The following is a 24,753-nucleotide window of genomic DNA, read 5'->3' as shown; positions in this document are numbered from 1 at the left end:
GAGAGACCATGAAGACGCTCGTCCTCGCCCTTGCCGCCACCACCGCCCTGACCGCCGCCGCCTCGGCGCAGGAGATCAAGGAATTCAACATCGGCATCCTCGGCGGCGAAAACGCCCAGGACCGCATGACCTCGAACGAATGCTACCGCGCCAAGATCGAGGAAGCCCTGGGCGTCCCGGTGAAGGTCTTCACCCCGGCCGACTATGACGGCGTGATCCAGGGCCTGCTGGGCGGCACGCTCGACATGGCCTGGCTCGGCGCCTCGGCCTATGCCAAGATCTACCTCACCGACCCGAATGCCGTCTCCCTCGCGCTGACCAAGCAGAACGCCGACGGCTCGACCGGCTACTACTCGATCGGCTTCGCCCGCAAGGACAGCGGCATCACCGCGCTGGAAGACGCCAAGGGCAAGGTCTTTGCCTTTGCCGAACCCAACTCGACCTCGGGCTACCTGGTGCCCGCCGCCGAGCTTCAGGCGAAGTACGGCAAGCTGGAAGACTACTTCGCCGAAGTGAAGTTCTCGGGCGGCCATGAACAGACCATCGTCGGCGTTGCCAACGGCGATTTCGCGGCCGGCGTCAGCTGGGCCGATGGCCTGGGCAACTGGGAAGATGGCTACAACTCGGGCGCCTTCCGCAAGGCCGCCGATGCCGGCCTCGTCGAGATGAACGATCTCGTCGAAATCTGGCGCTCGGCGCTGATCCCCGAAGGCCCGATGGTGGTGCGCGCCGCGCTGCCGGCCGATGTGCAGGAAAAGGTGATCCAGATCACCGCCGACCTGTGGGAAACCGATCCGGAATGCGCCTATGGCGTCGCCGCCGGCGAAGCCAAGGACTTCGTGCCCGTCACCCAAGAGGCCTACACCGGCATCATCGCCGCCCGGAAGCTTCAGGAAGGCATGTGATTTAAGGCCAACCTCAGCCGGGCCCCGCAGGGGGCCCGGCAATTTCATTGCGAGGCCTCATGGTCGACATCGCCTTCGGACCGAATGAGGGGCCGCGCCCCGACCCGTCCAGCCGCCACGGCGCCTATATGGCGCTGGTGCGCCGGCGCCGGCTCTATGGCGCCATCCTTCTGGTGATCTTCCTTGCGCTCATGGTCTCGGGCTTCCGCCTGGCCGATGCGCGCAACGCCGGCGGCTTCTGGGAAGGGCTGCCGATGCTGGGCGCCTTCCCGGCCGAGCTTTTTTCCGAAGCCTGGCGCGACCGCGCCAACCTGCCCGGTCTCCTGTGGCAATTTCTGCCCTCTCTGGTGGAAACCGTGAACATCGCGCTGGTCGCCACGCTGATCGGCAGCCTGGCCGGGGCCCTCCTGGCGCTTCTCTCTACCACCGGCCTTGCGCCCTGGCCGCGGCTGGTCTGGCCGTTCCGCCGGCTCATGGACATCTGCCGCGCCATTCCGGAAATCGTCATCGCGCTGGTGCTGATCTACATCCTGGGCGGCGGTCCGGTGCCCGCCGTCATCGCCATCGCCATCCACATCGCCGGCGCGCTTGGCAAGCTCTTCTCCGAAGCGGCCGAAAACGCCGACCGCAAGCCGGTCGAGGGGCTGGCTTCGGTCGGCGCCACCTGGGGTCAGCGCATGTGGCTGGGGGTCATCCCGCAGGTCGCGCCCAACTGGCTCAGCTACACGCTTTTGCGCCTGGAAATCTCGGTCCGCGCCTCGGCCATCCTCGGTTTCGTGGGCGAAGGCGGCATCGGCCACGACCTCAAGATCGCGATGCAATGGGGACAGGGCCGCTATGACGAGGTCGCGGCGATCTTCCTGCTCCTGTTCCTGACCATCGTAGTCATCGACCAGATTTCGGGCGCGCTGCGCCAGCGCATCGTGAAGGGGGCGCATCATGGCTGACGCCGCACTGGTTGCCGATGTCACCGCCCGCTTCCGCCGCACCCGGCTTCTGGCACTGGCCGTTCCGGTGGCGATCCTCGCCTACCTCGCCTATGCCTTCGTGGCCTTCGATGTCGCCAGCCTCGCGCAGCGCGCGCGGTGGGACAATGCGCAGGTGCTGCTGTCGGACTTCTGGTCCTACAAGACCCATGTCACGCGCGACAACCGGTCGGACAAGCTCACTGTCGCCATCGAGGGCGAGGCCAAGGGCACCTATGCCCCCGGTCAGTTGCCCGACTGGGTCACGGTGCAGGGCGATGTCGCCACCATCGACCTCGGTCAGGGCCATGTCGTCACCTATTTCCCCGGCGGCGCCCGCTATGACGTGCCGGGCTATGGCGCCATCGAGATCACCGAAGAGGGTGGCCGCCCGGTCCTGACCGCGCCTGAACCGTTGCCCGACTGGATCAGCGTCTCCGACAACCGGATTTCCGTCACCACCTCGGCAGGGCGCTTCTCCTATTCGCGGTCCAAGGTGGAAACCTTCCGCTACCAACCGGGGTGGGAGCTGTTCTTCTTTACCCTCGACAGCCCGTTCCACGGCAAGTCCCCGGCCGAACTGGCGGCCCTCGCCCTGTGGGAGCCGCGCATCGACCCAGTGCGCTCGAACCTGGAACTCATGGCCAATGCGGTCTGGGGCAACAAGATGTGGCACCATGCCGATGTGGCGGGGGCGATCTTCGAGACCATCCTGATGGCCTTCCTCGGCACATTCGCCGGGGCGCTGGTGGCGCTGCCGCTGGCCTTCTTCGCCGCGGCCAACACCACGCCCTCGCGCGTGCTGCGCTTCGGCATCCGGCGGCTCTTCGATTTCGTCCGCGGCGTGGACGCGCTGATCTTCACCATCCTTCTCAGCCGCGCCTTCGGCCCCGGCCCTTTGACCGGCGCCCTGGCCATGCTCGTCACCGACATGGGCGGCTTCGGCAAGACCTTCTCCGAGGCGCTCGAGAACATCGACGAAAAGCAGGTGGAAGGCATCCGCTCCACCGGGGCCAACGCCCTGCAGCGCGCCCGCTTCGGGGTGATTCCGCAGATCGTGCCGATCCTGATGTCGCAGGTGCTTTACGCCTTCGAATCCAACGTGCGCTCGGCCACCGTCATTGGCGCCATCGTCGGCGGCGGCATCGGTCTTCTGCTGACGCAGGCCATCATCACCCAGAAGGATTGGGAGGAAGTGGCCTACTACATCACCCTGATCGTGCTGATGGTCATGGTGATGGACAGCCTCTCGGGCTGGCTGCGCCGGCGGTTGATCAAGGGCAACCCCGAGGGCGGCCATGCCGGGGGCCATTGACGGGAGGCATTGCCCGGGGGGCGCCTCGGTTCTCCCGTCGCGCAAGCCCTCCCGGAAAACGCTTCTGCGCGGGCAATCGTTAAGTCCAAGTTAATCTGCCCGCACAACCTACTGAAATCATTGACTCGGACCAGGCGTCCGAGCTCGGACACCCGGAACACCCCATGCCCCGCCTCTCGCCCGACACCCCTTTCCTCCACCCCGGCGCCGAGGTCGTGGCCTCGACCTTCGGCCCCTGGTGCGAGGTGGGGGCCGGCTCCCGCATCCAGAACTCCAGCTTCGGGGCCTATGCCTATTGCGACCGGCTGGCCGACATCGCCAACACCTCGGTCGGGGCCTTCTCCAACATCGCGGCCCTCACCCGCATCGGCCCCACCGACCACCCCCTCACCTCCGCCGCCCTCCACCATTTCCACTACCGCTCGGCCTCCTACTGGGACGACACCCCCGACGACGAGGCCTTCTTCGCCGCCCGCCACGCCCGCCGCACCGTGCTGGGCCCCGACTGCTGGATCGGCCACGGCGCCATCGTGAAGCCCGAGGTGACCGTGGGCGCCGGCGCCGTGGTGGCTTCCGGTGCCGTGGTCACCAAGGACGTGGCCCCCTTCCTGATCGTCGCCGGCAACCCCGCCCGGCCACTGCGCGCCCGCTTCCCCGAGGCCATCGCAGACCGCCTCCTGGCGCTCGCCTGGTGGGACTGGCCCCACGACCGCCTCCGTGCCGCGCTGGAGGATTTCCGCCGCCTGCCCGCCGAAGCTTTCCTCGACGCCCACGGCGGCTGATCATCACGAAAGCTTCGCCCTTCCGTCACCCATCTGTTGCCCGCCTGGGGCACGAGACCGGCATGACCGACCATGCCCTGCTGACCGACCGCCGCGCCTGGATGGGCCTGCTTGCCCGTGCCCGGCCCGAAGATCTGGCGCGCCTGATGCCCGCCGATCTTCCCGACCACCACCTGCTGCGCGGCCCCGAGATCGGCACCGTCCTGGTGCGCGGCCGTATCGGCGGCACCGGCGGGCCGTTCAATCTGGGCGAGATGACCGTGACCCGCTGCACGGTCCGGCTGGCGGATGGGATCGTCGGCCACGCCGTGGTGCAGGGCCGCGACAAGACCCACGCCCACCACGCCGCCGTCCTGGACGCGCTGATGCAGACCGCCGGGGCGGAAGCCTTCGAAGGCTCCGTCCTGCGCCCCCTCTCCCGGGTCGAGGCAGACCGGCGTGACGCCCTCGCCCGCCGCGCAGCGGCCACCAGGGTGGAGTTCTTCACGATGGTCCGGGGAGAGGACGAATGACACTTGCCCTTGACGGCGGCTTCACCGATCCGCCGCGCCAGTCGGCCTTGGCTTTCCGCGCCGTGCTGCAGGCGATGGCCCGGCCCGGTCGCATCGAGGAACTGCCCCGTCTGTCACCCCCCGCCCCGCTCTCGCCCGCGGCGGCGGCGGTGCTTCTGGTGCTCGCCGATCCGACGACACCCCTCCACCTCGCCCCCTCGCATGACACCGCCGATCTGCGCGCCTGGCTGACCTTCCATACCGGTGCGCCGCTTTGCGGGGCCGAGCAGGCGGTGCTGGCCCTGGGCCGATGGCCCGATCTGCAGCCCGTGACCCGGTTCCGCATCGGCCAGCCTGACTACCCCGACCGTTCGGCGACGCTGATCATCGAGACAGACCGTCTGGATTCCGAAGGCCCGCGCCTGGCCGGCCCCGGCATCCGCGACACGGCCCGGCTGTCACTGCCCGAGGCGGCGGCCTTCCAGGCCAACCGCGCGCTGTTCCCGTTGGGCTTCGACTGCATCCTGACCTGCGGCTCCCGCGTCGCGGCCTTGCCCCGGTCCACCCGTGTGGAGGCGGCCTGATGTATGTGGCGGTGAAGGGCGGCGAGCGGGCCATCGAGAATGCCCATGCCTGGCTGGCAGAGGCACGGCGCGGCGACGCCTCGGTATCGGAACTGTCTGTAGCGCAGATCCGCGAGCAAATGGCTTTGGCGGTCAACCGGGTCATGGCCGAGGGGTCGCTCTACGATCCCGATCTGGCGGCACTGGCGATCAAGCAGGCGCGGGGCGACCTGATTGAGGCGATCTTCCTGATCCGGGCCTATCGCACCACGCTGCCCCGCCTTGGTGCGTCGCGCCCAGTGGACACCGCGCGGATGGAGATTGCGCGTCGTGTTTCGGCCACGTTCAAGGATCTTCCGGGCGGCCAGATCCTGGGGCCGACGTTCGACTACACCCATCGGCTGCTGGATTTTGCGCTGGCCGCCGAAGGTGAGGCCCCGCCAAGCGCCGCGCAGGCCGAAGCGCGGCCTGAACCGGTGCCGCATGTCATGGGTCTTCTGGACCGAGACGGGCTGATCGAGCCTGCGCCGGCCGGGTCCGCGGAACCGGCCGACCTGACCCGCGAACCTCTGGAGCTACCTGCCGACCGTGCGCTGCGGTTGCAGGCCCTGGCACGGGGCGACGAGGGGTTCCTGCTATCGCTCGCCTATTCCACGCAGCGTGGCTATGGCCGGACGCATGCCTTTGTCGGAGAACTGCGGATCGGCCTGGTCGCGGTCGAATTCGACCTCCCCGAGCTTGGCTTCGCGGTCGAGATCGGCGCGATCGAGGTCACCGAATGCGAGACGGTGAACCAGTTCAAGGGCTCGGCCACCGAGCCGGCGCAGTTCACCCGCGGCTATGGGCTGGCTTTCGGCCAATCCGAACGCAAGGCGCTGGCGGTCAGCCTGGTGGACCGGGCCCTGCGCTGGCAGGAACTTGGCGAGGAATACTTGGGCGCTCCGGCCCAGGACGAGGAATTCGTCCTCTCTCATGCCGACAACGTGCAGGCCACAGGTTTTCTGGAGCACATCAAGCTGCCGCACTACGTCGACTTCCAGGCCGAACTGGAACTGATCCGCAAGCTGCGGGCCGAGGCGATGGCGGGGCAGGAGGCGGCGGAATGACCGGGGACGCCTACAATTTCGCCTACCTCGACGAGGACACCAAGCGGATGATCCGGCGCGCCATTCTGAAGGCGGTGGCGATCCCCGGCTATCAGGTGCCCTTTGCCAGCCGCGAGATGCCGATGCCCTACGGCTGGGGCACGGGCGGTGTGCAGGTAACGGCGGCTTGCCTTGTGCCCGAGGACCGGCTCAAGGTCATCGACCAGGGCGCGGACGACACGACCAACGCCGTGTCGATCCGCCGGTTCTTCCAGCGCACCGCAGGCGTGGCCACGACCGAGCGCACCGCCGAGGCGACGGTGATCCAGACCCGCCACCGCATCCCGGAGGAACAGCTGACCGAGGATCAGATCCTGGTGTTCCAGGTGCCGATCCCGGAACCGCTGCGCTTTCTGGAACCACGCGAAACCGAGACGCGGCGAATGCACGAGCTGGAGGAATACGGGCTGATGCAGGTAAAGCTGTACGAGGACATTGCCCGGCACGGACAGATCGCAACTTCTTACGATTATCCGGTGAAGGTCGAGGGGCGCTATGTCATGGATCCCTCACCCATCCCGAAGTTCGACAACCCGAAGCTTTCGGACAACCCGGCGATCCTGTTGTTCGGTGCGGGGCGCGAACAGCGCATCTATGCTGTGCCGCCCTATAGCGACGTGGTGAGCCTTGATTTCGACGATCATCCTTTCGTGGCGTCGAAGGCGGATCACGCCTGTGCCCTGTGTGGCGCCACCGGCAGTTATCTTGACGAGGTGATCACTGACGACCTGGGCGGTCGAATGTTCGTCTGTTCCGATACGGATTATTGCCGAGGCCGGGTGGAACAGGGTTTCGGCCCGACGGACGATGCCACGCAATCCCGATCCTCATCCCCTCGAGAAGAGGGAACCGACCTCGAACAGGCGGCGCAGTCATGAGCCCGTCGGTTGAGTTGGGGAGAAGGTCCTCGCAGGAAACCCCCGCTTTGGAGGATCGCCCGCTCCTGTCTGTCCGGGGCCTGGAAAAGCGCTACGGCCATCGGGTCGGCTGCACCGGTGTCAGCTTTGACCTTTGGCCCGGCGAGGTGTTGGGGATCGTTGGCGAAAGCGGATCGGGCAAGTCCACGCTCCTTGCCTCGCTGGCTGGACACCTTCGGCCCGAGGAGGGCCAGGTGGTGTTCGAGACAAGCGAAGGCCCGCGCGACACGCTGAAGCTTACCGAGGCCGAGCGGCGCCGGCTGATGCGCACCGACTGGGCCTTCGTCCACCAGAACCCTCGCGACGGGTTGCGCATGGACGTGAGTGCGGGCGGCAACGTGGGCGAGCGCCTGATGGCCGTGGGTGCCCGGCACTATGGCGATATCCGCGGGCAGGCGCTGGATTGGCTCGCTCGGGTAGAGATCGCGCCCGACCGCATCGACGACCGGCCCCGTGCATTTTCGGGCGGAATGCAGCAGCGGCTTCAGATCGCGCGCAACCTGGTGACCGGGCCGCGGCTGGTGTTCATGGACGAACCCACTGGGGGTCTGGATGTCAGCGTGCAGGCGCGGCTCCTGGACCTGTTGCGCGGGCTGGTGCGTCAGATGGGCCTTTCCGCCATCATCGTCACGCATGACCTGGCCGTGGTGCGGCTGCTGGCGGACCGGCTCATGGTGATGAAGGGCGGGCATGTGGTGGAGCAGGGGCTGACCGACCAGGTGCTGGACGATCCCCAGCATCCCTACACCCAGCTTCTCGTCTCTTCCGTGCTGCAGGTCTGAGCCATGATCCGCGTTTCCGACCTGTCGAAGGACTTCACGCTGCATACCCAGGGCGGCACGGTGATTCCGGTGATGCGCGGCGCGGCGCTGACGGTTGCCCCAGGCGAATGTGTGGGGCTGACCGGCGCCTCGGGCGCAGGCAAGTCAACGCTCATGCGGATGATCTGGGGCAATTACCTGGCCGGCGCCGGGTCGATCCGCGTGGCGGGCATCGAAGTGGTGGGCGCCGACCCGCGTGTCATCGTGGGCCTGCGCCGTGCGACGCTTGGCTATGTCAGTCAGTTTCTGCGGGTCGTGCCGCGCGTGCCGACACTGGACGTGGTGGCCGAGCCGCTCCTGGCGCTGAATCACCCGGCCGAAGCGGCGCGCGAGCGGGCGGCCGAACTCTTGGCGCGGCTGAACATTCCGCAGCGGCTCTGGGGCCTTTCGCCCACCACATTCTCTGGCGGCGAGCAGCAGCGGGTGAACATCGCCCGGGGCTTCGCCCATGCCTGGCCGGTGCTTCTGCTGGACGAGCCGACCGCCAGCCTGGACGCCGGCAACCGCGAGGTGGTGCTGGGGTTGATCGAAGAGGCCAAGAAGCGTGGCACCGCCATCCTGGGCATCTTCCATGACGAGGCGGCGCGGGCGCGGGTCTGCGACCGTCTGGTGGATGTGACCGGATTCACGCCCGGGAAGGCGGCATGACGGGGAGGGTCTTCGCCGTGGTCGGGCCATCGGGGGCCGGCAAGGACACATTGATCGCAGGGGCGGTGGCGGCAGATCCATGCCTGTACTGGGCGCGGCGCGTGGTGACGCGAAAGCCCGTGCCGGGCGACGAGCCGTCAGAGGCCGCGCGGGCTGCGGATTTCGCAGTGCGGCAGGCCGCGGGCGAGTTTGCACTGTCCTGGCAGGCCCATGGGCTTGACTATGGCATTCCCGAAGCCGAGTTCGCGGGGATGGCGCTTGGCCGCGATGTGATTTTCAACGGTTCGCGTGCAGCCTTGCCGCAGGCGCTGGCCCGGTTTCCGGGCCTTGCGGTGCTGATGGTCACCGCGCCCGAGCCTGTTCTGGCCGCACGGATCGCCGCCCGTGGCCGCGAGGCGGCCGAGGATCGGCGCGCCCGCTTGGCGCGGCAGGTGCCAGACCTGCCGGCCGGACCGCGCATCTGGCGCATCGTGAACGACACGAGCCGCGAAGTCGGGATCGCCCGCTTCCTGGCCGCGCTGGCAGAGGCCCGCGCCCTATAGGAGACCTCTGCGCCATGACCGACACCATCCTTGCCAATGCTGACCTGGTGCTGCCCGATGGGGTGCTGCGTGGCGCGGTGCTTGTCCGTGACGGGACCATCGCCGACATCGCGCCCGGCGCTGGCGTCCCGCCCGGTGCCGTTGATTGCGACGGCGACCTGGTCATTCCCGGTCTGGTGGAACTGCACACCGACAACCTGGAGCGCCATATCCAGCCGCGCCCCGGCGTGGACTGGCCCCATGCTGCCGCCATTCTCGCCCATGATGCCGAACTTGCCGGAACCGGCATCACAACCGTCTTCGACGCCTTGCGAGTGGGCTCGGTCGTGACTGCGCCTCGCGGCAAGCTGGCCGAATATGCCCGCGCCGTCGCACACGAAATCCTCGGTCTCACCGCCCAGGGCGTGCTGCGCATCAGCCACCGCCTGCATCTTCGTGCCGAGATATGTTCAGAGACATTGGCCGAAGAACTGGCGCAGTTCACGTCCGAAGACGGCGTTGGCATCATCAGCCTGATGGACCACACGCCCGGCCAGCGCCAGTTCCGCGACATCACGCAACTGCGCGTCTACATGCAGGGCAAACACGGCATGTCGGACGATGCCTTCATCGAATTCCTCGCTGAGCAGCGCGAGATGGGCGAGCGTTTCCGTGCCGCGCACGAGGCGGCAACGCTGGCCGCCGCGGCGCGCTGCGGCGCCGTACTGGCCAGCCACGACGACACGACCGAGGACCAGGTGGAGAAATCCGCCGCCCAGGGCGTGCGCTTCGCCGAGTTCCCTACCACGCCGGAAGCTGCCCGGGCTTGCCACGACCTTGGGATCCTCGTGATGATGGGGGCGCCCAACCTGATCCGTGGCGGCTCTCATTCCGGCAATGTCGCTGCGGCGAACCTGGCGCGCGAGGGCACGCTGGACATCCTGTCATCGGACTATGTTCCTGCCGCGCTTCTGACGGGGGCACTGATGCTGGGCGATCTGTGGGGCGACATGGCCCGCGGCATCGCCTCTGTCACTGCCCATCCTGCGCGTGCGGCCGGCCTGGCCGACCGCGGCCGCATCCAGACGGGCCTGCGCGCCGATCTGGTGCGCCTGCGTCGTCTGGGGCCCACGGCGCAACTGCGCGGAACCTGGGTTGCAGGGTGCCGCGTCGCATGATGGGCGCGCTTCGGCGCGGCCTGTGTCCCGGCCCTGCAATCCTGTCTTTGCAGCCGTCCGCGTATCAGGCCCGTGCGGCGGTCACTTCGACTTCGACCACAAACTCCGGTCGCGTGAAGCCGGACACGATCACGAGGGTCGAAGCCGGCAGGCGGTCGGCGGCAGAGAGCCATTCGTCGCGCGCCGCCATGTAGCCGGCCATATGGGCCCGGTCGGTCACGAAGGCATTGATGCGGACGACGTCGGCGGGGGTCATCTCCGCCGCAGCAAGGATCGCTTCGCAATGGGCAAAGCAAAGGCGCGCCTGGGCGAGGGCTCCCTCCGGGATCGTGCCATCAGCCATCACGCCAAGCTGGCCCGACGTCAAAACCCACCGGCACCGGTGAGGGACGGCAACGCCATGGGCATATCGCGCAAAGGGTGGCGGCAAGGTGGAAGGGGTCAGACTTTGCGGAACAGGGAACCCCGGCATCCGGTCTTCGGTCATCGCTCGCTCCTTACGTTGGCGTCAGCCTAGCACCAGACCCGGCGACCTGAATGGGCGAGGTCGGGCCGTTTCTCGCAATGCCCGGAAACAGGGCAGATTTTCCGCGCCTGCCCCCGAAACGCCGCAAGGTTCGACAAAGCATCGGTCCGATGGCGACCGGCGCGTTCCAGGGCGACGGTTTGGCCCGAGTATCAATGCGCAGAATCAACGAGGTTTCGGATGTCCAGACGACTCTCTCTCTCGCTTGTTACGGCCATCGTCACCATTTGCAGCCCGGCCCTGGCCGAAAACGTCAAGGTCACCTACGGGACGAACTGGGTAGCCCAGGCCGAACACGGCGGCTTCTACCAGGCCGTCGCGGACGGCACCTATGCCGCCTGCGGGCTGGATGTGACCATCGTTCCCGGCGGGCCTTCCGTGAACAACCAGGCCCAGTTGCTGGCTGGGAACATCGACTTCTACATGGGCGGTACGCTGGATGGCTTCTTTGCTGTGCAGCAGGGCCTGCCGCTCGTGAATGTCGCGGCGATGTTCCAGAAGGATCCGCAGGTCATCCTTACCCATCCGGGCGTGGCGAAAAGCTTCGACGATCTCAAGAAGCTGAAGCTGTTCATCTCGGACGGCGGCTATTCCGGCTTCTACATGTGGATGATGTCCATCGGCTTTACCGCCGAACAGCGCGCCGTCTACACCTTCAACTCGGCGCCCTTCATTGCCGATGAGCAGTCAGGGATGCAGGGGTATGTCACCTCCGAGCCCTTCTCGGTGGAAAAGGAGGCGGGGTGGAAGCCCGATCTCTGGCTCTTGGCCGACAATGGATACACCAGCTATTCGACCACCATCCAGACGCTGGCCGACACAATCGCCAACAAGCCGGACGTGGTGAAATGCTTCGTCGATGGCTCGATCAAGGGCTGGTACACCTACCTCTACGGCGACAACGCGGCCGCCAACGCCATGATCAAGAAGGACAACCCCGACATGTCGGACGAGTCCATCGCCTTCGCCATCGAGAAGATGAAGGAGGACGGCATCGTGGATTCCGGCGATACAGAGACCCTTGGCGTCGGCGCGATGACAGACGAGCGGATGGCCGACTTCTACGCCAAGATGGTCGCGGCGGGCGTGATCCCGGATGGCATCGACATCAAGCAATCCTACACCCTGGCCTTCGTGAACCAGAAGGTCGGCATGGACCTCAAGAAGTGATGCCCCATCTGGATGGGGGCCGCCCTCGACGCGGCCCCCATTCATGCGGATGACCCCGATGCTGCACCGCGATACGCTTCCCCTTGGCCAGCGCCCCCGCATCCTGCAGATGCAGGAGGTCGGCAAATCGTTCAACGGCAAGGTCGCCGCCCTGCGCGGCATGTCCCTGTCGGTGAACGAGGGCGATTTCATCTCGCTCTTGGGTCCCTCGGGGTGCGGCAAGTCCACCGCTTTGCGCCTGATCGCCGGGCTAATGCGCCCGACCTCGGGGCGCATCACCTGGGAAGGCGGGCAAAGCCCCGACGACCTGGGCGTGGTGTTCCAGGAGCCCACGCTCATGCCCTGGGCCACCGTGATGGACAATGTCTTCCTGCCCTTCCGGCTGCGCGGCCAGTCCCTCGCCTCGGTCCGCGCCCGCATCGACGAGGTGCTGCACCTGGTCGGTCTGGACCGCTTTGCCGGGGCCTATCCGCGCGAGCTGTCGGGCGGCATGAAAATGCGCGTGTCCATCGCGCGGGCGCTGGTGACGAACCCTCGCCTCATCCTCATGGACGAACCCTTCGCCGCGCTGGACGAGATCACGCGGCAGAAGCTGAACAACGATCTTCTGGGGCTGAAGGCCGCCACGGGCTGCACCGTGATCTTCGTGACCCATTCGGTCTTCGAGTCCGTCTTCCTGTCTGACCGCATCCTTGTCATGGCCCCGCGGCCCGGACGGGTGGTGAGCGAATTCACCGTCGACACGCCCTATCCCCGCGACACGTCGTTCCGGACCTCTGCCGAATACGGCGCCATCGCGCGCGCCACCTCGGACGCACTGATGGCCGCCATGGGCAATACCGAGCTGGAGGCAGCCACGTGACCATGGCCGAAAACCGCCCCCTTCCTCTGGCCGAGCCGGCCGAGTTGTACGACGAAGAGGAGGCCCGCTTTGCCCGCGCGCGCCGGACCGAGGCGGTTGCCAAATGGCTTCTGCCCGTCCTTGTCATGGTCCTTGCCATCTACGGCTGGGACCGGCTGGTGGTGCTGAACGACATTCCCAAATATATCCTGCCCACCCCCGGCCTGGTGGTGCAGACACTGATCGCCGACTGGTCGCTTCTGTTCCCGGCCATGCTGGTGACCTTGCAGATCACGCTGGCGGCGTTGGCCGTCGCGGTGACGGGCGGCGTGCTTCTGGCGATCCTCTTCACCCAAAGCCGCTATGCGGAGATGTCCTTCTTTCCCTTTGCGGTGATCTTGCAGGTCACGCCCATTGTCTCGGTGGCGCCGCTGATTTTCATCTATGTCGAGAACCGCTATGTGGCGCTTCTTCTGTGCGCCTGGATCGTGGCGTTCTTCCCGATCCTTGCCAACACGACGCTTGGCCTGAAGTCGGCCGATCACAACCTGCGCGACCTGATGACGATCTATCGCGCCACACGCTGGCAGCGCCTGCGCTTTCTGCAACTGCCTTCGGCGCTGCCCTATTTCCTGGGTGGCCTGCGCATTGCAGGGGGCCTCAGCCTGATCGGCGCCGTTGTGGCTGAATATGTTGCTGGCACCGGCGGAATCGGGTCGGGTCTGGCCTTCCGCATCCTCGAAGCGGGCTACCGTCTGAACATTCCCCGCATGTATGCGGCGCTGTTGCTGATCGCGCTGATGGGCGTGGTGATCTTCATGGCGACGGCCCTGCTGAATCACCTTCTCCTCCGCAAATGGCACGAAAGCGCCTTGAAGCGAGAGTCATGATGGATTTCCGGACCCTTCCCGACCTGCCGCGCCTGCGGCTGGCCAACATGACCGCCCCCGCCTGCCTGCTGGGACAGCAGGGGGACCTTGTGCCGCTGGCGCTGACCATCGAGGGCGGGCGGATCGTGGCGGATGATCCGGCGGCGCCTGCGGTGGACATGGGCCGCGCAATGGTCTTTCCGACCTTCACCGACATGCACACACATCTGGACAAGGGCCATATCTGGCCCCGCACGCCGAACCCCGATGGCAGCTTTGCCGGCGCGCTGACGGCCGTGGGCGGCGACCGCGAGGCGTCGTGGTCCGCCGAGGATGTGCGCGCGCGGATGGAGTTCTCGCTGCGCTGCGCCTTGGCCCATGGAACCTCGGCCATCCGCACGCATCTGGACAGCATCCCGCCGCAGGACGCGATTTCCTGGGGCGTGTTCCGCGAAGTGCGGGCCGATTGGGCCGGGCGGGTCGACCTGCAGGCGTCCTGCCTGGTCGGCTGCGAAAGCGTGGGCACGCCCGCCTTCGAAGAGACCGCCCGGATCACCGCCGCCTCGGGCGGAGTGCTGGGCATGGTGACCTACAAGGTGCCCGGTCTTCAGGCATATCTTGACGCCTTCTTCGACCTGGCGATCAAGCACGGGCTGGACGCCGATTTCCATGTGGACGAGACGCTGGACCCGACCTGCAACACGCTGAAGGTCCTGGCCCAGACCGTGATTGACCGCAGCTTCGACGCCCCGGTGACGGTGGGCCACCTGTGTTCGCTGTCCACCATGCCCGAGCACGAGGCGCTGGAAACGCTGGACCTGGTGGCAAAGGCGGGCATCAACGTGGTCAGCCTGCCGATGTGCAACCTGTATCTGCAGGACCGGCACGCCGCCCGCACCCCGCGCTTTCGCGGCATCACGCTGGTGCACGAGATGCAGGCACGGGGCATCCGGGTCTCCTTCGCCTCGGACAACACCCGCGATCCCTTCTATGCCTATGGCGACATGGACATGATCGAAGTGATGCGCGAGGCAACCCGGATCGGCCACCTGGATCATTCCGGGCCGGACTGGCCTCTGGCATTCAGCGTCAACCCCGCCCTGGCCTGCGGGTTCGCGCAGCCGTCCTTCGCGCCCGGCGCACCGGCCGATCTTGTGATCTGCAAGGCGCGAAGCTGGACCGAGCTTTTCGCCCGCCCGCAAGCGGACCGTATCGTGTTGCGGGCAGGGCGTGCCATCGACCGGACCCTGCCCGATTACGCGGAACTCGACCCCCTGATGCGGGCCTGACACGCCCGACCGGAGCCAGACATGAACCTAGATGCCGCCAAGGCCGCCCTTTCCCACCTGGATCTCGACGTCAACCCAGCCTCGATCAAGGCAAAGAGCCGGGATTTCTTCTGGTACTCGCCCGTCCTGAAGGCGCGGCTGGACCATGTGACGGCCGATTTCGTCGTGACGCCGCGGACCGAGGCAGAGGTGATCGAGGTGCTGAAGGTCTGCCATGCCCATGACGTGCCGGTCACGACGCGCGGCACCGGCACCGGAAACTATGGCCAGGCGATGCCCCTTGCGGGGGGCTGCGTGATGCACCTGCACAAGATGAACCGGATCAAGGACATCCAGCCCGGCCGCGTGATCGTGGAACCCGGCGCGCTGCTGAAGGACATCGACGAAGCCTGCGCGCCGCATCAGGAACTGCGCATGTATTCCTCGACCTGGGCCACGGCGACCATCGGCGGCTTTGTGGCCGGCGGATCGGGCGGGGTCGGCTCGGTCCGGTGGGGTGGCTTGCGTGATCTTGGCAACATCATCCGCCTGCGCGTCGTGACGATGGAGGCCGAGCCGCGCGTGCTGGACTTCACCGGCGAGGAAATCCACCGCATCAGCCACGCCTACGGCACGAACGGCATCATCACCGAGCTGGAGATGCCGCTGGCCCCGGCCTATGACTGGGTGCAGATCTTCGTGACGCTGGACGATTTCGCAGCGGCCAACCGCATGGCCTATGACCTGGCCGCCGAGGACGGCATCCTCATCAAGCTCGCCACCGTCTTCGAAGCCCCGATCGCCCAGGACTATTTCCAGCGGGTCGCGCCCCATGTCGGGACAGGGCAGGCGGTTGTGGCGCTGATGGTCGCGCCGCACGCGATGGGGGGCTTCCTGACCTTCCTTGCCCGCCACCCGGCGCAGATCATCTATCGCTCCGACAGCACAAAGTGGGACCGCGAGCCAGGCCAGATTTTCGAATACTGCTGGAACCACACCACGTTGCGCGCCATGAAGGTGGACACGTCGATCACCTATCTTCAGGTTGGCTATGGCAGCGACGATCCCTTGCCGCTGGTCGAGGAGGTGCGCGCCCGCTTCTCCCCCGAGGTGCTGCAGCATGTCGAAGTGACGCGGTCCGGCGGGCGCGTGGCCATGGGCGGGCTGTCGCTGGTGAAGTTCACGACGGAGGACCGGCTTGACGAAATCATCCGCCAGCACGAGGAAATGGGCGCGCTGATCTTCAACCCCCACCGCTACACGCTGGAAGAGGGCGGTCGCCAGACGGTCGACCTGCGCCAGCTGGAATTCAAGCGCGAGGCCGATCCCAAGGGTCTCTTGAACCCCGGCAAGATGATCGCCTGGGATGATCCCGATTGGGCTTATGACCGGATGTATGCGTGGCCGGGGCTTCGGAAGGCGGCAGAATGAGCCGGGCGCTCGTCCTCTTTGCCCATCCGCTGGACGACAGCTTTTCCGCGGCGCTGCACCGCACCACGGTCGAAACCCTGACGGCGCGCGGCTGGCAGGTGGATGACTGCGACCTTTATGCCGAAGGCTTCAATCCCGTGCTCTCGGCCGAAGAGCGGCGCCTGTATCACGACACAACGCGCAACATCGCCCCTGTTCATGGCTACGTCGACCGTCTGCGCGCAGCCGATGCGCTGGTGCTGGTGTTCCCGGTCTGGAACTACGGCTTTCCGGCGATCCTGAAGGGGTATTTCGACCGTGTGTTCCTGCCCGGCGTCAGCTTCGACCTGCGCGAAGGCCGCGTCGCCCCCGCGCTGACCAACATCCAGAAGCTTGCCGCGATCACGACCTACGGCGGCACCCGGCTGCGCAGCTTCCTTGCGGGCGATCCGCCGCGCCGGATCGTCAAGCGCACGATGTCCCGCATCGCCCAGGCCGGCAAGACGCGCTACCTTGCCCTCTACGACATGAACAACGTCACGAAAGACCGGACGTCCGCCTTCCTGTCCCAAGTCAGGTCCGAGATGGAGGCGTTCTGATGCGGGCGCTGGTCGTCTACTGCCATCCCCGGCCGGGCAGCTTCACTTCAGGTGTGCGGGATGTCATACTGGACAAGCTGACCCAGGCGGGGGCCGAAGTCCGCCTGCGCGACCTGTACGCCGAAGGCTTCCAGCCCGTTCTGACCGCCACCGAGCACGAGGGCTATCTGGACTGCCCGGCCAACCGCGCCCCGGTCCAGGATCATTGCGCCGACATTGCCTGGTGCGACACGCTGATCTTCGTCTATCCGACCTGGTGGTACGGGCTTCCCGCGATGTTGAAGGGCTGGCTGGACCGCGTGCTTCTGCCTGACGTCGCCTTCTTCATGCCCGATGCCACGAACAGCACCATCCGTCCCGGCCTCGGGCACATCACCCGCCTTGGCGTCTTCACCACCTGCGGCGCCTCGTGGTGGCTGACCGCCCTGGTCGGCGCGCCCGGCAAGCGCCAGCTGATGCGGGGCGTGGGCTGGCTTGGCACCCGGCGCATGCGCAAGGTCTTTGCCGCCCACTACCTGATGGATTCCTCGACCCCCGACAGCCGCGCCCGCCAACTTGCGCGCGTGGCAGCCCGGATGGATCGCTTGATCGGCCCAATGCCCTGAAAGGCCCGCCCCATGACACGCCGCCTTGACTGGAAGGATTATCGCGCCCCGGAATGGAAGACGGTCGATCCGTTGAAGACCATCGCCATCCTGCCCACAGCCGCCATCGAACAGCATGGGCCGCATCTGCCAGTGGGCACCGACACCATCATCAATGAAGGGCTGCTGGACCTGCTGCGCGCCCGCTGCCCTGATGACCTTGACCTGCGCATCCTGCCCACCCAAGCGGTCGGCAAGTCGAACGAGCATCTCTGGGCACCCGGAACCCTGACCCTTACCGCTCCGACGGCTCTGGCGGTCTGGACCGAGATCGGCCTGTCCGTCGCCCGTGCCGGGGTGCGCAAGCTGGTGATCCTGAACAGCCACGGCGGCAACGTGGACCTGATTTCCATCGTCGGGCGCGAGCTTCGGGTCCGGGCCGGCATGTATGTGGTCAAGCTGGGCTGGGGGGCGCACGGACTGCCCGAAGGCCTGTATTCCCCGCAAGAGACAACGTTCGGCATCCACGGCGGCGATGTCGAGACCTCGCTGCTGCTGGCCTTCAGGCCCGACACGGTGGACATGTCCCAGGCACAGGACTTCCGCTCCAGCGCCGAGACTGCGGCGATCTCTCCCATCGGCGGCATTTCTGCCGCCTGGATCGCGTCGGATCTCAACCCGGCCGGCGTGGTGGGCGAGGCCCACCTCGGCACGGCTGAAAAGGGCCACCTCACCGCCGAAAAGATGGTGGCCGACGTCATCGGATTGTTGCGCAAGGTAGAAAGCCAGCCGCTTGATGGGCTCTCGCCGGTGACACCAGCGTTCTGAGGCGCATTGCAGATCGACCGGGCTCCAGGTCACTTGTCTCGAAGAAGCCGCTTTCCTATCAGGAAACCAAGGTGTGACAGGGAGGAATGCCCGTGAGGTTCTGCATCCGGATCGCAGGTTCACGGCAACGCCCTTGAAGATGCGCAGGGTTGCCCTTTCCCCCAAGCAATCCCCCGGTGGGGTGGCCTCGCCGCGAGACTCCGTCTTCGGCGCGCGGCAGAAGATCATGGCGGGCGGGCTCTTCGCCGTCCTGGATTTCGTGACACGCTACACGGTCTACCAGGACCTGAAGGTCACCCTTGCCCTGACGGCGGTACTGACACCCCTGGTGCTTGCCCTCGCCATCTTCGTCGCGGCCATCTACGAACGAAAGGGTTTCGCCGGTCGCTTCACCCCGGTGGCTGTCGCCTGGGTCCTTGGCCTCTCGCTCGCCTCTGCCCTTCTGCTGGTCGCCACCAGCCTTCTCCTGCGGATCGGATTCGGCGGGCCGATGCCGGGCCGGTCCGGGGCCGAGGATGCCGCGATTGCGGGCTTCTACTACTTCATGGTCATCGGCGGCTGGAGCCTGATCTGCTTCTGGATCGCAGCCGAGCGCGCCCGCCGCCAGGAAGAACTTCGCGCCGCGCAGGCCGAGGCAGCGGCGCTTCGCCTGGACCTGCAGCGCCTGCGCCTGCAGTTGAACCCGCATTTCCTGGTCAACACGCTCAACGGCATCTCGCAGGAAATCGCGTCCGATCCAAAGGCGGCGCAAGCTGTCCTGATCGACCTGTCCCACTTCCTGCGCCATGCCCTCGAAGGGGTGGATCGCCTCGTCAGCACCGTGAATGACGAGGTCGAAAGCCTGGAGGCCTACCTCGCGCTTCACAGACTGCGCTTCGGACAGCGCCTGACCGCCGCTATCGAGGTCGATTCCGATGCCCTGGGATGCCACATCGCCAGCTTCCTGCTGCAACCGCTTGTCGAAAATGCCATAGAGCACGGCACTGCGGCCCCGAACGCCGAGGTCCAGGTCGATCTGCGCCGCTCGGGCGCGTCCCTGGCCGTGACCGTCCGCAATCGCGGCAGCCTCGATCCCGCGCAAGCCCGGCACGGGTCGCGGATCGGGCTGTCCAATGTCGCACGTCGGCTTGAACTGCACTACCCCGGACGCCATCGTTTCGCCCTGTTGGAAGAGCAGGGCTATGTTGTGGCAAGTCTGGTCCTGGAGGGAGAGCCGTGCTCCGCGCCGTGATCGTCGATGACGAGCCTCATGCCATCCTTGCGCTGCGTCGCCTGGTCGCTCTGCGTGGCGATGTCGATGTCGTGGGCACCGCCCAGACGCTGGATCAGGCCGCCCGGATGATCCAGTCAGAGCGTCCCGACGTTGTGTTTCTCGACGTCCAGCTGCGGGGCGGCACGGGGTTCGATCTGCTTGCTGCACTTGACCCTCAACCCGTCGTCGTCTTTGTGACCGCGCATTCACATTACGCGGTGAAGGCGTTTTCGGTCGAGGCCGTGGACTATCTGGTAAAGCCAGTCCTGCCTGAACGTTTGGAAGATACGCTCCAGCGGATCGAACGGTTGCTGGCAAGCCCGACCTACCCCACCCCGTCCGCCTCTGCCGAAGCGCCGGTGATCGAACTGCGCACCCCCAGCCGGACCGTCTTTGCCGATCCGGCAGAGATCGCCGCCGTCGTCGCCGAAGGCGACTTCAGCCGGGTGCTCATCTCGCGCCAGCCGACCCTTCTGATCCTGCGCTCGCTTGGCCATTTCGAACGGACGCTGCCCCCGGCCTTGTTCCAGCGCCTTGACCGGTCAACCATCCTGAACGCCCGGCGCGTAAGGCGCATCGCCATGAAGGATCGCAACCTCACCCTCGTCACGCTGGATGGCCTGGAGGCCCCGCTGCCCATCGGTCGCACCGCCAGCTCGCGCCTGCGCGCCCTGCTTGCGTCGCGCTGAGAATACCGCCACAGCGCGGCGGATGACGTGGCGGCAAGTTCCCTGCACCTCGCGAGCCACCTCCAGACCCTGCCGGAACCACCGACTTTCGGTCCGATTTCATCGAGTTTCGGGACCTCTCCCATAGTGAGCCACGGGCGGTGCGTGCTCATTTCCCGGTTGCAACGACCGAGGAGACCGACATGGCCACCAGCGCAACCGGCGGAACCATCTATGCCGTGGACACAACCGCCGCCGACATAACCGGCTTTGACCCCGCGCATGACAAACTCGACCTGGGCGGGGTGTCGGTGCACAACTTCATCGTCGTCGACACAAGCACGGGTGTCGGGTTCATGAATCCCTGGACGGGCGACACGATCATCATCACGGGCGTGTCCCTTGGCCAACTGACGGTGGACAGTTTCCTGCCGATCGAGAATGCCCATCTGCGCGAAAGCCTCAGCGGCGCGCTTGCCTGGGAGCAGGGCGTCACGCCAGCGGCCCATACGGTCTATGCGCGGTCGCATGAAATCGGCCGCATCGACCGCGTGGCTTTCGATCCCGCGACGGATGTGGTGGACTTCCGCTACTACGGCTCGCGCGAGCAGATCACCATGACCGATGGCGCCGACGGTGTCATCATCTCCAACACGGGAACGGGGCAGTCGCTCATCCTCCTGGGTGTGACGAAGGCGGAACTCTCCACCGATAACTTCCTGTTCTACTATTCCCAGGTGCGAGAAGACCGGGTGCATCTGCAACTGGGACTGGGCACCATCCCCGATGACCGGATCGTGCCGCAGGACATGCCGGTTGCCGGCACCGATGACTGGCCGACAGGCGTGGGCACCGGCGACCCGCCCACAGGTGTCGCCGGAGAGGTGTTCACGATCTCCTGGCTTTATGGCGTCGACACCGTGCTGGATTTCGACCCCGCCGGCGATACGCTGGATTTCGGCTGGTTCAAGGCGTCCGAGTTCGAACTGGCCGAGTCCGGCGGCTCCACCGTCATCACCATCGTCGGCAACAAGCAGACCTACACGCTCACCGGCGTCGCCATGGCCGAACTGACCATGTCGAACATCACGGCCCTTTCCCCCGACGCCCGGGCGGAATGGCAGGCCGCGCTTGACGCCGCCGCCGCCACGACGCCGGTCCTGTCCATTGCAGACGCCACCCTTGTCGAGGGCGACACAGGCCGCAGCATCCTGACCTTCGTGGTCAGCCTCTCCTTTGCTGCCGACCATGACGTGTCGGTCAGCTACACCACCCTGAACGGCCTGGCGAATGGTGGATCGGACTATGTGGCCCAGGTCGGCACCCTGACCATCGGGGCAGGCCAGACCCGCGCGGTGATCCGCGTTCCCGTCCTGAACGACACCCTCGTCGAGCCGACCGAAACCTTCACCGTCATGCTGTCCTCCGCCGAAGGGGCTCGCCCGGGAACCGCAACCGCCACGGGGACCATCACCGACAACGATGTCGATCCGACCCCCGGCGAATTGCCAAGCCTTTCCATCGAAGACATGACGATGACCGAGGGCGAGGATGGCATGGGCCACATGCACCTGATGGTCATGCTCTCCAAGCCCTCGACCGAGACCATCACCGTGCGCTATTCCACCGTCGATGGCACAGCCAAGGCGGGGTCGGACTACACCGCAGGCAGCGGCACCCTGACCTTCGCGCCGGGGCAGACTTCGGCGATGATCATGATCCCGGTCACCGACGACAGCGCCATCGAGGCCACCGAGCGGTTCAGGGTCCGCCTCACCGCGCCCACCAATGCGACAATCGCCGATGGCGTTGCCGTAGCGACGATCCTGAACGACGATCTGCCCAGCCTGTCGATCAGCGATGCCCAGGCCACCGAGGCCGATGATGGCAGCGTGGTGATGCGCTTCACCCTCACATTGTCCGAACCGGCCAAGACCGCCGTGCAAGTCGATTTCGCCACGCAGGACGTCACGGCCCTGGCCGGTTCGGATTACGTGGCGCGGCAAGGCACCATCGGCTTCGCCCCCGGCGAGACGGTCAAGACCATCTCGGTCCGCCTGATCGGCGATGACGTTGCCGAGGCGGTCGAGACGTTCCGCATCAAGCTCGGCAACGTCCAGGGCGCTGTCCTGGCCGATTCCGTGGGCGCGGGCCGCATCGCGGACGACGACAGGTCCGCCGCCACGCTGCTGGCCGCGAGCGCCGCCGCTTCCAGCGGCACGGTGGACTACGTTCTGGCGAACCAGTGGTCGACCGGCTTCACCGCCGACATGACGGTCGGCGCAGGCACGTTGCCGCTGACTGGCTGGACTGTCGAGTTCGACGCCACCTTCACGATCACCAACATCTGGAACGCCGTGATCACAAGCCACGTGGGCACGCATTACGTGATCGAGAATGCCTCGTACAACGCCAACATCGCGGCCGGGGCAGAGACGAGTTTCGGCTTCCAGGCCAGCGGCACCGCGACCGAAGTCACCGGCCTCGAACTCAACGGCGATGCCATCCTTGATCTCCCGGGGATCACCGTGGCCGACGCCCGCCTTGTCGAAGGCGATGCAGGCCAGGCCGAGATGGTCTTCTCCCTGTCCCTCTCGGACGCGTCGGAAGACGCCGTGACCGTGCAGTTCCGCACAGCGGACGGCACCGCGGTGGCCGGCTCTGACTACGTCCGACAGAGCGGTCTCGTGACATTCGCCGCCGGCGAGACAACCCAATCCGTCCGGATCAAGATCATCGGAGACACGGTGCAGGAACGCAACGAATCCGTCAGGCTCCTGCTGTCAAACGCCGAAGGCGCGACGATCGAGGATGCAACCGGCCGTGGCATCATCGTAAACAACGATGATGCCGGCCCCGGCGCGCCGTCCGTTTCCATCTCGGACGGTCGCATCCGCGAGGGCACCGCCGCCACCGGATGGCTCAGCACCTCGGGCAACCAGATCGTCGATGCCGATGGCAATCCCGTTCAGATCTCCGGGGTGAACTGGTTCGGCTTCGAAGGCACGAACATGAACCCGAACGGGCTGTGGACCCGCAGCTACCAGGACATGATGAAACAGATGGTGGACGAAGGGTTCAACACCATCCGTCTGCCCTTCTCCAGCGACATGCTGCATTCCACCGCCACGCCGGGCGGGATCGACTACAGCAAGAACCCAGATCTCCAGGGCCTGACCGCCCTGCAGATCATGGACAAGATCGTGGCCTATGCCGAAGAGATCGGGCTGAAGATCATCCTCGACCACCACCGCAGCAGCGCGGGAAACGGCACCTCGGAAAATGGGCTCTGGTACGACAGCGCCCACAGCCAGGCCGACTGGGTGGCCGACTGGCAGATGCTGGCGCAGCGCTATGCGGCGAATACCGCTGTCATCGGCGCCGACCTTCACAACGAACCCTACAACGGCACCTGGGGCGGCGGCGGTGCAAATGACTGGGCGCTGGCTGCGGAAACCGCCGGCAATGCCATCGGGGCGGTCAATTTCAACTGGCTGATCTTTGTCGAGGGCGTCGGCAGCTACAAGGGCGACAACTACTGGTGGGGCGGCAACCTGATGGGGGTCCGTGACCGGCCGATCGACCTGAACCTCGACAACAAGCTGGTCTATTCGCCCCACGACTACCCGCAGACTGTCTATGACCAAAGCTGGTTCAGCGACCCGGCCTATCCCGACAACCTGGACGAGGTGTTCGACGAGGCCTGGGGCTACATCTACCGCGAGGGCATCGCGCCGGTCTATGTGGGCGAATTCGGCACCAAGCTGGCCACGACCAAGGACGCCCAATGGCTCGACGCGCTGACAGCCTACCTCGGCGGCGATTTCGACAACGACGGCACCTCGGACATCGCGGCCGGAACCAAGGGCATCAGCTGGACCTACTGGTCCTGGAACCCCAACTCGGGCGACACCGGCGGCATCCTCAAGGATGACTGGATCTCGGTGAACGAGAACAAGATGGCCCACCTGACGCCCATCGCAGACGACCTGATCGAGACCGGCGGCTCCACGGGCGATGAAACGCGCTACGTCAGCTTCAACGTCACCCTCAGCGAGGCCCCGACCACCGATGTGACGGTGGACTGGCGCACGGTGGCGGGGACGGCGACGGCGGCGGATTTCGAAGCGGACTCAGGTCGACTGACGTTCAAGGCGGGCGAGACCGCCAAGGTGATCCGCATTGCCGTTACGGGCGATGCGCTGGCCGAGGGGAACGAAGGTTTCTCGGTCCTGCTGTCCAATCCCTATGGGGTCACAGTGTCGGACGGGCGCGGGCTTGGAACCATCGTCGACGACGATGCCCTTGCTTCAAGCATGGACGCGGTGCTCGGTGCGGTGGCCGCCGGGGATGTCGGCGCCGACAGCTTCGAGTTCGCCCTGGGTGGCCTCGCGGCCAACAGCCCCGCCTTGCCCGACCTGGGCGCGATCCTTGGTCTCAGCCTGGAGGGCCTGCTGGTCTGACCCGCTGCGGGACGGGGGGCGTCC

The 24,753-nt window shown here is 66.3% G+C and carries 24 protein-coding genes; 23 read left to right on the top strand and 1 reads right to left on the bottom strand.

Annotated features, from left to right (window positions below):
* Window positions 1–8: 8 nt before the first annotated feature.
* The 12 genes from phnD to JO391_RS15395 all read left to right on the top strand — a co-directional run bounded on the left by phnD (window position 9) and on the right by JO391_RS15395 (window position 10,251).
* Window positions 9–905 (top strand): phosphonate ABC transporter substrate-binding protein, encoded by an 897-nt coding sequence (gene phnD / locus JO391_RS15450; protein ID WP_220661339.1) that lies wholly within the window; start codon window positions 9–11, stop codon window positions 903–905.
* 59 nt (window positions 906–964) lie between these two features.
* Window positions 965–1,852 (top strand): phosphonate ABC transporter, permease protein PhnE, encoded by an 888-nt coding sequence (gene phnE / locus JO391_RS15445; RefSeq protein ID WP_220661338.1) that lies wholly within the window; start codon window positions 965–967, stop codon window positions 1,850–1,852.
* Window positions 1,845–3,185 carry a phosphonate ABC transporter, permease protein PhnE gene (gene phnE, locus JO391_RS15440; protein ID WP_220661337.1) on the top strand — a complete coding sequence of 447 codons (1,341 nt, stop codon included), beginning with the start codon at window positions 1,845–1,847 and terminating at the stop codon, window positions 3,183–3,185. Before phnE (JO391_RS15445) ends, phnE (JO391_RS15440) begins: the two co-directional genes overlap by 8 nt.
* Before the next feature lie 164 nt (window positions 3,186–3,349).
* Window positions 3,350–3,967 (top strand): LbetaH domain-containing protein, encoded by a 618-nt coding sequence (locus JO391_RS15435; protein WP_220661336.1) that lies wholly within the window; start codon window positions 3,350–3,352, stop codon window positions 3,965–3,967.
* 62 nt (window positions 3,968–4,029) lie between these two features.
* Entirely contained in the window at window positions 4,030–4,479 is a 450-nt protein-coding gene (gene phnG, locus JO391_RS15430) for a phosphonate C-P lyase system protein PhnG (protein ID WP_220661335.1), read from the top strand.
* Window positions 4,476–5,042: a phosphonate C-P lyase system protein PhnH gene (gene phnH, locus JO391_RS15425; protein ID WP_220661334.1), complete on the top strand. Its 567-nt coding sequence runs from the start codon at window positions 4,476–4,478 to the stop codon at window positions 5,040–5,042. The genes phnG and phnH overlap by 4 nt, the downstream gene beginning before the upstream one ends.
* A complete protein-coding gene (locus JO391_RS15420) occupies window positions 5,042–6,127 on the top strand; it encodes a carbon-phosphorus lyase complex subunit (protein WP_220661333.1) in 1,086 nt (361 codons plus the stop codon). The genes phnH and JO391_RS15420 overlap by 1 nt, the downstream gene beginning before the upstream one ends.
* Complete coding sequence (locus JO391_RS15415; RefSeq protein ID WP_220661332.1) at window positions 6,124–7,044, top strand: alpha-D-ribose 1-methylphosphonate 5-phosphate C-P-lyase PhnJ; 921 nt, start codon at window positions 6,124–6,126, stop codon at window positions 7,042–7,044. Before JO391_RS15420 ends, JO391_RS15415 begins: the two co-directional genes overlap by 4 nt.
* Window positions 7,041–7,865 carry a phosphonate C-P lyase system protein PhnK gene (phnK, locus tag JO391_RS15410; RefSeq protein WP_220661331.1) on the top strand — a complete coding sequence of 275 codons (825 nt, stop codon included), beginning with the start codon at window positions 7,041–7,043 and terminating at the stop codon, window positions 7,863–7,865. The genes JO391_RS15415 and phnK overlap by 4 nt, the downstream gene beginning before the upstream one ends.
* 3 nt (window positions 7,866–7,868) lie before the next feature.
* Window positions 7,869–8,552: a phosphonate C-P lyase system protein PhnL gene (phnL, locus tag JO391_RS15405; protein ID WP_220661330.1), complete on the top strand. Its 684-nt coding sequence runs from the start codon at window positions 7,869–7,871 to the stop codon at window positions 8,550–8,552.
* Complete coding sequence (locus JO391_RS15400) at window positions 8,549–9,094, top strand: ribose 1,5-bisphosphate phosphokinase PhnN (protein WP_220661329.1); 546 nt, start codon at window positions 8,549–8,551, stop codon at window positions 9,092–9,094. The genes phnL and JO391_RS15400 overlap by 4 nt, the downstream gene beginning before the upstream one ends.
* 14 nt (window positions 9,095–9,108) lie before the next feature.
* Window positions 9,109–10,251, top strand: coding sequence for an alpha-D-ribose 1-methylphosphonate 5-triphosphate diphosphatase (locus JO391_RS15395; RefSeq protein ID WP_220661328.1), 1,143 nt, complete (start codon window positions 9,109–9,111; stop codon window positions 10,249–10,251).
* A 64-nt stretch (window positions 10,252–10,315) separates the two neighbouring features.
* Here JO391_RS15395 and JO391_RS15390 read toward each other — a convergent pair whose 3' ends face one another.
* On the bottom strand, window positions 10,316–10,723 hold the full coding sequence (locus JO391_RS15390) for a RidA family protein (protein ID WP_220664585.1): 408 nt from the start codon (window positions 10,721–10,723) through the stop codon (window positions 10,316–10,318).
* A gap of 234 nt (window positions 10,724–10,957) precedes the next feature.
* Here JO391_RS15390 and JO391_RS15385 point away from each other — a divergent pair, with 234 nt between their 5' ends.
* The 11 genes from JO391_RS15385 to JO391_RS15335 all read left to right on the top strand — a co-directional run bounded on the left by JO391_RS15385 (window position 10,958) and on the right by JO391_RS15335 (window position 24,729).
* Window positions 10,958–11,947 (top strand): ABC transporter substrate-binding protein, encoded by a 990-nt coding sequence (locus JO391_RS15385; protein ID WP_220661327.1) that lies wholly within the window; start codon window positions 10,958–10,960, stop codon window positions 11,945–11,947.
* A gap of 58 nt (window positions 11,948–12,005) precedes the next feature.
* Window positions 12,006–12,809, top strand: a complete 804-nt coding sequence (locus JO391_RS15380) for an ABC transporter ATP-binding protein (protein WP_259444721.1) — start codon at window positions 12,006–12,008, stop codon at window positions 12,807–12,809.
* Between the two features lie 2 nt (window positions 12,810–12,811).
* Window positions 12,812–13,678 (top strand): ABC transporter permease, encoded by an 867-nt coding sequence (locus JO391_RS15375; RefSeq protein WP_220664583.1) that lies wholly within the window; start codon window positions 12,812–12,814, stop codon window positions 13,676–13,678.
* Window positions 13,675–14,946, top strand: coding sequence for a cytosine deaminase (locus tag JO391_RS15370; protein ID WP_310795040.1), 1,272 nt, complete (start codon window positions 13,675–13,677; stop codon window positions 14,944–14,946). Before JO391_RS15375 ends, JO391_RS15370 begins: the two co-directional genes overlap by 4 nt.
* 21 nt (window positions 14,947–14,967) lie before the next feature.
* On the top strand, window positions 14,968–16,356 hold the full coding sequence (locus JO391_RS15365) for an FAD-binding oxidoreductase (RefSeq protein ID WP_220661326.1): 1,389 nt from the start codon (window positions 14,968–14,970) through the stop codon (window positions 16,354–16,356).
* Window positions 16,353–16,934 carry an NAD(P)H-dependent oxidoreductase gene (locus JO391_RS15360; protein WP_220661325.1) on the top strand — a complete coding sequence of 194 codons (582 nt, stop codon included), beginning with the start codon at window positions 16,353–16,355 and terminating at the stop codon, window positions 16,932–16,934. The genes JO391_RS15365 and JO391_RS15360 overlap by 4 nt, the downstream gene beginning before the upstream one ends.
* Window positions 16,934–17,539 carry an NAD(P)H-dependent oxidoreductase gene (locus tag JO391_RS15355; protein WP_220661324.1) on the top strand — a complete coding sequence of 202 codons (606 nt, stop codon included), beginning with the start codon at window positions 16,934–16,936 and terminating at the stop codon, window positions 17,537–17,539. The genes JO391_RS15360 and JO391_RS15355 overlap by 1 nt, the downstream gene beginning before the upstream one ends.
* Before the next feature lie 12 nt (window positions 17,540–17,551).
* Entirely contained in the window at window positions 17,552–18,346 is a 795-nt protein-coding gene (locus tag JO391_RS15350) for a creatininase family protein (protein WP_220661323.1), read from the top strand.
* A 139-nt stretch (window positions 18,347–18,485) separates the two neighbouring features.
* Entirely contained in the window at window positions 18,486–19,577 is a 1,092-nt protein-coding gene (locus JO391_RS15345) for a sensor histidine kinase (RefSeq protein WP_259444909.1), read from the top strand.
* A complete protein-coding gene (locus JO391_RS15340; protein ID WP_220661321.1) occupies window positions 19,562–20,287 on the top strand; it encodes a LytR/AlgR family response regulator transcription factor in 726 nt (241 codons plus the stop codon). The genes JO391_RS15345 and JO391_RS15340 overlap by 16 nt, the downstream gene beginning before the upstream one ends.
* 182 nt (window positions 20,288–20,469) lie before the next feature.
* Complete coding sequence (locus JO391_RS15335) at window positions 20,470–24,729, top strand: Calx-beta domain-containing protein (protein ID WP_220661320.1); 4,260 nt, start codon at window positions 20,470–20,472, stop codon at window positions 24,727–24,729.
* Window positions 24,730–24,753 lie beyond the last annotated feature (24 nt).

Source organism: Neotabrizicola shimadae (assembly GCF_019623905.1).
Classification (GTDB): Bacteria; Pseudomonadota; Alphaproteobacteria; order Rhodobacterales; family Rhodobacteraceae; genus Neotabrizicola; species Neotabrizicola shimadae.
Note: the sequence above shows the minus strand (reverse complement) of the source record. Positions and strands in the feature narration are given on the sequence as shown.